The sequence below is a fragment of the Amnibacterium sp. genome, assembly GCF_025463795.1.
GTDB lineage: Bacteria > Actinomycetota > Actinomycetes > Actinomycetales > Microbacteriaceae > Amnibacterium.
The window spans coordinates 1-6,817 of sequence record NZ_JAODBE010000115.1; the positions used below are offsets into that span (position 1 = coordinate 1).

Consider the following 6,817-nt stretch of genomic DNA (forward strand, 5'->3'; position numbering starts at 1 on the left):
CCCCGCCGTGCGCGGCTCCCGCAGCGCGGCGGCCACCCGCCTGATGCACGCGGCGGGCTTCCGCCTCGGCCCGGCGCTGCACGTGGCCTCGGTGCGCGACGCCGGCACGGTCGTCCGCGTCGCGGACGTCGACGGGACCGCGCTGCCCGGCACGGCGAGCGTGCCCGCGCGCACGGTGCTGCGGCTCGTCGTCTCCACGGGCCCCACCGGCTGACCCCGGACCCATCGCGCCTGGAGCCGCCGCGCCGAGCGGCGCGTCAGCGGCGCGTGAGCTCCTCGGCGACGAGGAACGCGAGCTCGAGCGACTGCATGTGGTTCAGCCGCGGGTCGCACAGCGACTCGTAGCGGCTCGCGAGGTCGGACTCGTCGATGTGCTCCGAGCCGCCCAGGCACTCGGTGACGTCGTCGCCGGTCAGCTCGATGTGGATGCCGCCCGGGTTGGTGCCCGCTGCGCGGTGGGCGGCGAAGAAGCCCTGCACCTCGTCCACGACGTCGTCGAACCGGCGCGTCTTGTAGCCGGTGGGCGTCGTGATGCCGTTGCCGTGCATCGGATCGGTGATCCAGAGCGGCGTCGATTCGAGCAGCTTCGACGCCTCGAGCAGTGGCGGCAGGGCGTCGCGGATCCGGCCGGCGCCCATCCGGGTGATGAGCGTGAGCCGCCCGGGTTCGCGGTCGGGGTCGAGCAGATCGACGATCCGTTCCAGCTCGTCCGGCGTGACGGACGGCCCGAGCTTGACGCCGATCGGGTTGCGGATGCGGGCGACGAAGTCGAGGTGCGCGTGCCCGGGCGCGCGGGTCCGCTCCCCCACCCAGACGAAGTGCGCCGACGTGTCGACGGGCGTGCCGTTGCGGGAGTCGATGCGGGTCATCGCCCGCTCGTACTCCATCAGGAGCGCCTCGTGCGCGGTGTAGAACTCGACCCGGGTCAGCTCGTCGAAGTCGGCGCCGGCCGCCTCCATGAACCGCACGGCCCGGTCGATCTCGCCCGCGAGCCCTTCGTAGCGCTGGTTCGCGGGGTTCGACGCGAAGCCGCGGTTCCAGCTGTGCACCTGGCGCAGGTCGGCGAACCCGCCCTGGGTGAAGGCGCGGACGAGGTTGAGCGTCGCGGCGGCGGTGTGGTAGCCGCGCACGAGCCGGGCCGGGTCCGGCCGGCGGGACTCGGCGGTGAAGTCGTAGCCGTTGACCATGTCGCCCCGGTACGCGGGCAGCGTGGTGGTGCCGCGCGTCTCCGACTCGCTCGAGCGGGGCTTCGCGAACTGCCCGGCCATCCGGCCCATCTTCACGACGGGGACGGAGGCGCCGTACGTCAGCACGACCGCCATCTGGAGCAGCGTCTTCACCCGCGCGCGGATCTGGTCCGCGGTCGCGCCGGCGAAGGTCTCGGCGCAGTCGCCGCCCTGCAGCACGAAGGCCCTGCCCTCCGCGGCGGCGGCGAGCCGCGTGCGCAGCTGATCGATCTCGCCGGCGAACACGAGCGGCGGCATCGCGGCGACCTCGGCGGCCGCCTCGGCGACGCGCTCCGGGTCGGGCCAGGACGGCTGCTGGTCGATGGGCAGGGTGCGCCAGTGGTCGAGGCCAGCGACCACGCCGGGGCGTGCGGCGACCACGGGTTCGGTGGAGTCGATCACTCGGGTCCCCTCGATCACGCGACCGGTGCGACGGACTGCCGCACGGTGCTCGCGTAGACGTCGACGTACTCCTGGCCGGACAGGCGGGCGATCTCCACCATGATCTCGTCCGTGATCGACCGGAGGATGAAGCGGTCGGACTCGAAGCCGGAGAACCGCGAGAAGTCGAGCGGCTCCCCGATCACGACCCCGACCCGCTTCACGCGCGGGATGCGCTTGCCGATCGGCATCGACTTGTCGGTGTCGATCATGGCCACCGGGATCACCGGCACGTGCCCCTGCAGGATCATCCGGGCGACGCCCGTGCGTCCCCGGTAGAGCTTCCCGTTCGGGCTTCGGGTGCCCTCCGGGTAGATGCCGAGCAGCTCGCCGCGCCCGAGCACCTCGAGCCCCGTCTCGAGGGACGCCTCCGACGCCTTGCCGCCCGACCGGTCGATCGACAGCTGGCCGAGCGAGCGCATCAGGTTGCGGATGACGAACCCGCGGAGCCCTCGGCCGGTGAAGTACTCCCGCTTCGCGAGGAAGAACACCGGCCGCTTCAGCACGAGCGGCAGGAAGATCGAGTCGATCACCGACATGTGGTTCGACGCGAGGATGGCCGCGCCGGTGGCCGGCACGTTCTCGAGGCCGGTCGTCCACGGGCGGAACGTGCGCCGGACGTACGGGCCCGCGAAGACGTGCTTCATGAACCAGTAGAACATCGACGGCGTCCCTTTCCCCGGGTTCGAAGGGTATCGGATGCCGAGGAGCGTCCCGGTGCCGCGTCAGCCCCGCCCGCTCGCCGAGTACTCGCCGGGATGCTCGCCGAAGTGCAGCCGGGCCAGGTCGGCCGCGCCGACGACGCCCGCGTCGTTACCGAGCTCGGCGACCGCGAACGCCGGCTCCGGGTGGTAGCCGCGGGCCGGCAGGTGGTCGAGGAACGCGGCGCGGATGGGCCCCAGCAGCTTCTCCCCCGACGACGCCACGCCCCCGCCGACGACGAACAGCTGCGGGTCGAGCACGGCCGCGAGGCTCGCCATCGCCTGCCCGAGCCAGCCGCCCAGCTGCCGGAGCGCGGCGAGCGCCCCCGGATCGTCCTCGGCGACGAGCCGGGCGATCACCCCGCCGTTCAGCTTCCCGCCCGCGGCCTTCCTGGCGAGCGCCAGCGGCACACCGATGCCGCCGCCGTCCGCGATCTCGTTCGCCATCCGCTGCAGGGCCCGCCCGGACCCGTACTGCTCGATGCAGCCGTGCGCGCCGCAGCCGCACGGCAGGCCGCCCGGCACGACGCGGAGGTGACCGATCTCGCCCGCGACGCCGAAGCCGCCGCGGAGCAGCCGGTCGTCGGTCACGATCGCGCCGCCGACGCCCGTGCCGCTCGTGATCATCACCATGTCGGACACGAGCCGGCCCGCGCCGTACCGGAACTCGGCCCAGCCGGCGGCGTTCGCGTCGTTCTCGATCACGACGGGCAGGCCGAGGCGCCCCTCGAGGTGCTGCCGGAACGGCTCGTTGCGCCAGCGGATGTTCGGCGCGTAGTAGACGACCGACCGCCCCGCGTCGACGAACCCCGCGGCGGCGACGCCGACGGGCAGGCTCCGGCCCGCCGCGAGTCCCCGCACCATCTCGACGACCGACGTCTCGAGCGCGGCCGGGTCGGCCGCATCCGTCGGCACCCGCGTGTAGCCCGTGACGGCACCGAACTCGTCGACCAGGCCGCCGGCGATCTTGGTGCCGCCGATGTCGATCCCGATCGCCTGCACGGCTCGAAAGCCTAGGGCGTGGGCCGCCCACTCGGGCTGTGCCGACGGACCGGTCGGTAGGATCGGGGTCTGCCGGACGCGAAGGAGCCTTGCTGTGCAGGAGTTCGAGGCGCGGGCGCTGATCCCCGCGGAGCCGGCGCTGAACGTCGCCGACCTGCTGGCGCAGCGGGTGAAGCAGGCGCCCGGCGCCGCGCTCTTCGCCCGTCCGGACGGCGACGGCTGGCGTGACGTGACCGGTGAGGCCTTCCTCGCCGAGGTCGTGGCGCTCGCGAAGGGCTTCGTCGCCGCCGGCCTGGAGGCGGGCGAACGGATCGGGCTGCTCTCCTCCACGCGGTACGAGTGGACGCTCGTGGACTTCGCCGCCTGGTACGCGGGCGCGTTCGTCGTGCCGATCTACGAGACGAGCGCTCCGGAGCAGGTGCGGTGGATCCTCGGCGACTCCGGCTGCTCCGCCGTGATCGTGGAGACCCCGGAGCACTTCACGCGGGTCGACGAGGTGCGGGCCGACCTGCCCGACGTCCGCGAGGTGTGGCAGCTCGGGCTCGGCGACCTCGAGAAGCTGGCGGAGGGCGGCAGGGGCGTCTCCGACGAGGAGATCGAGCGGCGCAGGCAGCTGGCGACCGAGAGCGACATCGCGACGATCATCTACACGGCGGGCACCACGGGCCGGCCGAAGGGCTGCGTGCTCACGCACGGCAACTTCGTGGAACTCGCCCGCAACACGACCCTCGCGATCCCCGAGGTCGTCTCCCCGCAGGCGTCGACGCTCCTCTTCATCACGCTCGCCCACGTGTTCGCGCGCTTCATCGCGGTGCTGTGCGTGCACGGCGGCGTGAAGGTGGGTCACCAGGCGGACACGTCGAAGCTGCTGCCCGCGCTCGGCTCGTTCCGGCCGACGTTCCTGCTCGCGGTCCCCCGGGTGTTCGAGAAGGTCTACAACTCCGCGGAGCAGAAGGCGGCGTCCACCGGCCGTGGGCGGATCTTCCGCTGGGCGGCGGAGACCGGCATCGCCTACTCGGAGGCCCGCGACGCGGGATCGGTGCCCGTCGGTCTCGCCGCGCGGTTCGCGGTCGCGAACGCGCTCGTGTTCCGCACCCTGCGCCGCGCGCTCGGCGGGCGGGTCGAGTGGGCCGTCTCCGGATCCGCGCCGCTCGGCAAGCGGCTGGGCCACTTCTACCGCGCGATGGGCGTGACGATCCTCGAGGGATACGGGCTCACCGAGACCACCGCGCCCGCCACGGTGAACCGGCCGTCGAAGTTCAAGATCGGCACCGTCGGACCCGCCCTGCCCGGCGTCGCCGTGAGGATCGCAGCGGACGGCGAGGTGGAGCTGCGCGGCATCGACGTGTTCAGGGAGTACTGGCGCAACCCGGAGGCGACCGAGGCCGCATTCGACGACGGCTGGTTCCGCACCGGCGACATCGGCAGCATCGACGAGGACGGCTACCTCACGATCACGGGTCGCAAGAAGGAGATCATCGTCACGTCGGGCGGCAAGAACGTGGCCCCCGCCGAGCTCGAGGACCCGATCCGCGCCAACCCGATCGTCAGCCAGGTGGTCGTCGTCGGCGACGGCCGGCCGTTCATCGCCGCGCTCGTCACGCTCGACGCCGACATGCTGCCGACGTGGCTCGGGAACCACGGACTCGACCGCTCCCTCTCCGTCGGCGACGCGGCGCAGCTGCCTGCCGTGCGCGAGGAGGTGCAGCGCGCGATCGACGTGGCGAACACCCGGGTCTCCCGGGCCGAGGGGGTGCGGGCGTTCGAGATCCTGCCCGACGACTTCACCGAGGAGGGCGGACAGCTGACGCCGAAGCTCAGCGTCAAGCGCCATGTCGTGCTGGAGCAGTGCGCCGAGCGCATCGAGCGGCTGTACGCGGACGCGAAGGCGAAGCACACGGCGGGTTCCCCGCACTGACCCGGGGGCCGCGGTCAGAACCAGGGGGCGCGCCGGACGGCGGCCATCGCCTCGCGGCGCACCGACGGCTCGAGCCGGGACAGGTACACCCGCCCGTCGAGGTGGTCCTGCTCGTGCTGGAGGGCCTCGGCGAGCACGCCCTCCCCGACGACCTCGACCTCGGATCCGTCGAGCTGCCGCCCCACCGACCGGGCCCACGGGTGCCGCACGGTCGGGAACGAGAGGCCGGGGACGGAGAGGCAGCCCTCGTCGAACACCTCCGGCTCGCCCCGCACCTCGACGAGCTCCGGATCGAGCAGGTAGCCGATCCGGCCGTCGACGTTGTAGGCGAAGGCCCGGACCGCCACGCCGATCTGGTTCGCCGCGACACCGGCCCGTCCCGGCAGCTGCACGGTGTCGAGCAGATCGGTCACGAGCGACTCGAGCCGTGCGTCGGTGGGGCCGGCGGGCGCGGCCACCGAGCGGAGCACCGGGTCGCCGAAGAGCCGGATCTCGCGGACCGCCACGCTCGTCGCGTCAGGCGTCGCGGCGCGCCGGCAGCCCGTCGACGACGAGGGCGGCGAGCGTGCGGGCGGCGTCCTTCGTGACCTGCCGGAGATCCTTGTAGGAGACCACCGAGCCGGCCGCGAGCTGCGGGTCGTACGGGATCCGCACGATCTCGCGCACGCGGGACGCGAAGTGCGACTCGATCTCATCGAGCTTCACGAGGCTGGTGCCGTGCGTCGCCGTGTTGATCGCGACGACGGCGTTGCGCACCAGGTCCCCGTAGCCGTTCGCCTCGAGCCACGTGAGCGTCTCGGACGCGAGCCGCGCCTCGTCGACGCTGCCGCCGGAGACGATCACGACCGAGTCGGCCCGCTGCAGCGTCGCCCGCATGACCGAGTGCACGATGCCCGTGCCGCAGTCGGTGAGGGCGATCGAGTAGAAGCGTGCGGCGAGGTCGGCGACCACGTTGTAGTCGTTCTCGTCGAACGCCTCGGACAGCAGCGGATCCGTGTCGGACGCCAGGATGTCGAGGCGCGTCTCGTCGCGGGACACCATCGTGGAGAAGTCGGTGAAGCCGCCGACCGCGTTCGCCCGGGTGACCACGTCGCGGACGGTCGCCCTCGTCTGCTTCGTGACACGCTCCGACAGCGTGCCGCGGTCGGGGTTCGCGTCGATCGCGATGATCCGGTCCTCGCGGATCGTCGCGAGGGTCATCCCGAGCAGGGTCGTGACGGTCGTCTTACCGACGCCGCCCTTGCGGGTGAGCACGGGCACGAACCGGGTGCCGCCCTCGAACACCTTCGCGATGCGGGCGGCCTGCTCCTTGCGGGCGCGCTCGGCCGCCGAGTCACCGAGGTTGAGGCGGTGCAGGGTGGCGGCGTAGACGAACCTGTTCCAGGTGCCGGTCGGCGCCTGACGGATGCGGCCGCCGCCTTCGATGAGGCGGTCCGGCGTGAGCATCGCGGCGGACTCGGGCTCCCCGGAGGGCGCGCCGGCGCGGCGCTCGCGGCGGCTGGCGGTGCCGGCCCCGTCGAGGCGCGGGA

At 72.9% G+C, this 6,817-nt stretch carries 7 protein-coding genes; 2 read left to right on the forward strand and 5 right to left on the reverse strand.

Features of this window, described 5'->3' with window-relative positions:
- Positions 1-214, forward strand: a 214-nt coding sequence (locus JWQ92_RS09965) for a hypothetical protein (protein ID WP_297344304.1), incomplete at its 5' end; no start/stop codon positions are given.
- A gap of 43 nt (positions 215-257) precedes the next feature.
- Here the strand turns inward: JWQ92_RS09965 and JWQ92_RS09970 are convergent.
- The 3 genes from JWQ92_RS09970 to JWQ92_RS09980 form a co-directional block, all read right to left on the reverse strand.
- Positions 258-1,586, reverse strand: a complete 1,329-nt coding sequence (locus tag JWQ92_RS09970; protein ID WP_297344310.1) for a class II 3-deoxy-7-phosphoheptulonate synthase — start codon at positions 1,584-1,586, stop codon at positions 258-260.
- A gap of 56 nt (positions 1,587-1,642) precedes the next feature.
- A complete protein-coding gene (locus tag JWQ92_RS09975) occupies positions 1,643-2,329 on the reverse strand; it encodes a 1-acyl-sn-glycerol-3-phosphate acyltransferase (RefSeq protein WP_297344305.1) in 687 nt (228 codons plus the stop codon).
- A gap of 63 nt (positions 2,330-2,392) precedes the next feature.
- Positions 2,393-3,370, reverse strand: coding sequence for an ROK family glucokinase (locus tag JWQ92_RS09980; RefSeq protein ID WP_297344306.1), 978 nt, complete (start codon positions 3,368-3,370; stop codon positions 2,393-2,395).
- 94 nt (positions 3,371-3,464) lie between these two features.
- Between JWQ92_RS09980 and JWQ92_RS09985 the strand changes: the two genes are divergently transcribed.
- Positions 3,465-5,288: a long-chain fatty acid--CoA ligase gene (locus JWQ92_RS09985; RefSeq protein WP_297344307.1), complete on the forward strand. Its 1,824-nt coding sequence runs from the start codon at positions 3,465-3,467 to the stop codon at positions 5,286-5,288.
- A gap of 14 nt (positions 5,289-5,302) precedes the next feature.
- Here JWQ92_RS09985 and JWQ92_RS09990 read toward each other — a convergent pair whose 3' ends face one another.
- Both JWQ92_RS09990 and JWQ92_RS09995 read right to left on the reverse strand, forming a co-directional pair.
- Positions 5,303-5,794, reverse strand: a complete 492-nt coding sequence (locus JWQ92_RS09990; protein WP_297344308.1) for a peptide deformylase — start codon at positions 5,792-5,794, stop codon at positions 5,303-5,305.
- Between the two features lie 10 nt (positions 5,795-5,804).
- Positions 5,805-6,817, reverse strand: a 1,013-nt coding sequence (locus JWQ92_RS09995; protein ID WP_297344309.1) for a MinD/ParA family protein, incomplete at its 5' end; no start/stop codon positions are given.

Excerpts from the sequence above, each read along its gene's own strand:
- JWQ92_RS09975 (WP_297344305.1), bottom strand. The coding sequence starts at position 2,329 with ATGTTCTACTGGTTCATGAAGCACGTCTTCGCGGGCCCGTACGTCCGG.